This window comes from Klebsiella sp. Ech2A (assembly GCF_030078455.1).
In the GTDB taxonomy this organism is placed as follows: domain Bacteria; phylum Pseudomonadota; class Gammaproteobacteria; order Enterobacterales; family Enterobacteriaceae; genus Klebsiella; species Klebsiella terrigena.
On sequence record NZ_JAQGFU010000327.1, the window covers coordinates 1 to 2,906 of the forward strand.

Sequence of the window (2,906 nt, forward strand, 5' to 3'; positions counted from 1 at the left end):
ATGGTGCGCTCAGCCCGCAGCATTGACGATTACGACCGCAGCTTCGACCCCATTCGCGAAACGCGGATGCAGCGCAGCGGCCACCAGCCGGGCGATCCTCGCAGGGCGGCACGGGCAATGCTGGATCTAATTAACCATCCGACCCCACCGACGTCGCTGTTGCTGGGGAGTGACGCGGTAACGTTTGTTAAAGAGAAGCTTCAGCAGATGAGCGCCGATATCGAAGCCTGGGAGGAGGTCAGCCGCTCCACGGATGGCTAATAGACGCCGGGACGCCGTCCAGGGAAGGACGAGAACCCGGCCGCCATTTAACGCTCCCCGCCTCCTGCCCCCTGCGCAACCCCCTCTGCCGCGCGGCCCGACGCTTCGGCTAAACCCACACAACAAACGATAACGCGAATGATCTTGATAATCATTATCATTGTTACATATAATTCTGCAAAAATACTCAGCATAAAAATAAATGCTAACAATAAAACAGAAAACGGATATTTATGTTTAATATGGAATGCTTGTTAAAATCTCTGGTTGTTAGCGGCGCGTTGGCCCTGACGGCATGCCACGGGGCGTCCTCGACGACGTCAGCCCCGGCTACCACCCCGGTTCAGGACTGCACCTGTATTGTGGATACGGCCTCCGGCAGCACCCTGACGCCGGCACAGCTTATCGCCAGGATCCGCAGCGCCCCGATAGTCATCGTCGGCGAAGAGCACACCAACGTCCGCCATCATCAGATTGAGCAGTGGCTGCTAAAAAATCTGGCGCAATCCCGCCCTCAGGGCAGCGTGCTGCTGGAGATGATCGATATCAGCCAGCAGGAGGCGGTCAACCGGGTCAAGCAGGCCAGCGCGGCCGGAGCACCGGTCAGCGCCACCCGCGCGGCGGAAACGATGCGTTGGAACAGCGGCTGGCCGTGGGATCTCTATCGTGACCTGGTAATGACGGCTCTCGAGGGCCCCTGGCCGCTGATGGCCGCCAACATCAGCCGCCAGCAGGTCAACGAGCTCTATCAGCACCCCGCTTTCCCGAGCGGAGAGCGCTCTTCTCGCCCGCAGGTGCATGAAGCCCTGTCGGCGATCATCTTCCTGATGCACGACGGTCAAATCAGCGGCGAGCAGGTCACCGCGATGATGGCTATTCAGCAGAATCGCGATCGCTTTATGGCCAAACAGCTCATCCAGGCGCCGCGCCCGGCGCTGCTGGTTGCCGGCGGCTACCACGCCGCCAAAGATGTCGGCGTCCCCCTGCATCTGGCCGATTTAGGCGCGGAGAAGCCGCTGGTGGTGATGCTCACCACCAGCGGCACCACCCTGACGGCCAAACAGGCTGACTATATCTGGCCCGTGCCGGCGGCAAAATGAAGAGCCCGATGAATACGCGCGCGCCGTGGATAAAGGGCTCCGCCGGCAGCGTGCTGCTCCACGCGGCGCTGGTGCTGCCGTTTATACTTCAGTTTTCCCTCAGGCAGCCCGAGTCGACGCCTGCCGCAGTGATGATTGAATACGCGCCCGAACTGGAGGTTTCCTTCATTCGCCCCGAGCTGCCGCCGGGCATCAGCCAGCAGCGCAAGGTAGAAGCCATGACCGAACGCGAGTCGCTCCATAATAAAGAGCTGCCGAAGCTGCGCGAGCACGAGGACGCTGAGCTTAAGCTGGCGGCAGCAACGCCGGAAAAAGAGCGCAAAAAGAAAACGGAAAGAAAGAAGAAATCGTCTCAGGAGCGTAAAGAAGAGCAGGGAAACTCGACCACCACCAGCCTGGCCGCCCCGCCGGTACAGTCCGCGCGGACTCAGCGCAGTGCGGCGCCGCTGGACACCGACGCCGCCAGCACCAGCCAGAGTAAAATCAGCTGGGAATCGCTGGTGAAGGGCAAAATCAACAAAATGCGCAACTACCCGGACGATGCCAGGCGGCGTAAACGTACCGGGACGGCCGTCATTGCCTTCAGCGTCGATGAGCGCGGCGAAATACTTAGTACAAAACTGGTCACCTCATCCGGCACCCTGTCGCTGGATCGGGCGGCGCTCATTGCGCTTGAAAGCGCCCGACCGCTGCCGCCGCCGCCAAAAGAGATGCTCAAAAACGGCGTCCAGAAGGTCACGCTTCCGGTGGAGTTCGGGCTGTTAAAAATATAACAATGAGCGTCACCTGTATTAACCGCTGGTTGGTTAACAAACTTAAATAGCGTCATTTAATTGATTCATTTCTGAATAGCCGGCCGCTGCGGGGAGAATATCCTCTGGCGGTGGCGGAGCTTTTATTTTTATTTATGAGCAATTTATCGTAGCGCAGCCCTTCGGCTGCGCGGGGTAATTTTGTTCATTTGGTGCATTGATAAAATACAAAAACAGGAATTGATTATGGAAAAATCGCAAATAGCCAAAGGGATTATGGCCGGACTTATTATTGTCCACGGCCACACCTTTGCGGCAGAAAACGAGGGGGAATCGGTCTTTTCTCCGCTCACTATTACCGATAACCCGCTGGCTGAAAAAAATCAGGTCGGCTCCTCTGAGGAGAGCTATACCCGCCCCGGAGCCTACAGTTCGCGTACGCTAAATAAAAACTTGCAGAGCCTGGATGCGTCGCTGCGCAGTATGGCGGGGACCTATACGCAAATCGATCCGCTGCAGGGTTCGATCAGCGTCAATATTCGCGGCATGAACGGGCTGGGCCGGGTGAATACGATGGTCGATGGCGTCACCCAGACCTACTTCGGCATGGCGCCCGCCAACTATCACGGCGGCGCCAACACCGCCGCCGGCGTCCCGCTCGACCCGAACTTTCTTGCCGAAGTTGACGTGACGCGCGGCAGCAGCGCCGGCTCTCAGGGCGTTAACGCCCTCGCCGGCAGCGCCAATATGCGTACCATCGGCATCGATGACGTTCTGCGGGAGGGACGCCAGG

At 58.7% G+C, this 2,906-nt stretch carries 3 protein-coding genes and 1 pseudogene; all 4 read left to right on the forward strand.

What is annotated here, in order from left to right:
- Window positions 1-261 (forward strand): annotated as a pseudogene (locus PFH44_RS26365) (short-chain dehydrogenase/reductase); the annotation flags it as partial.
- A gap of 242 nt (window positions 262-503) precedes the next feature.
- Entirely contained in the window at window positions 504-1,361 is an 858-nt protein-coding gene (locus PFH44_RS26370; RefSeq protein ID WP_283826666.1) for a ChaN family lipoprotein, read from the forward strand.
- An 8-nt stretch (window positions 1,362-1,369) separates the two neighbouring features.
- On the forward strand, window positions 1,370-2,134 hold the full coding sequence (locus PFH44_RS26375) for an energy transducer TonB (protein WP_283826662.1): 765 nt from the start codon (window positions 1,370-1,372) through the stop codon (window positions 2,132-2,134).
- A gap of 225 nt (window positions 2,135-2,359) precedes the next feature.
- Window positions 2,360-2,906: Plug domain-containing protein (locus PFH44_RS26380; RefSeq protein WP_283826665.1), on the forward strand; the 547-nt coding region annotated here is incomplete at its 3' end.

Bases quoted from the DNA above. Each gene is read 5' to 3' on its own strand.
- PFH44_RS26370 (WP_283826666.1), top strand. From the start codon at position 504: ATGGAATGCTTGTTAAAATCTCTGGTTGTTAGCGGCGCGTTGGCCCTG.
- PFH44_RS26375 (WP_283826662.1), top strand. From the start codon at position 1,370: ATGAATACGCGCGCGCCGTGGATAAAGGGCTCCGCCGGCAGCGTGCTG.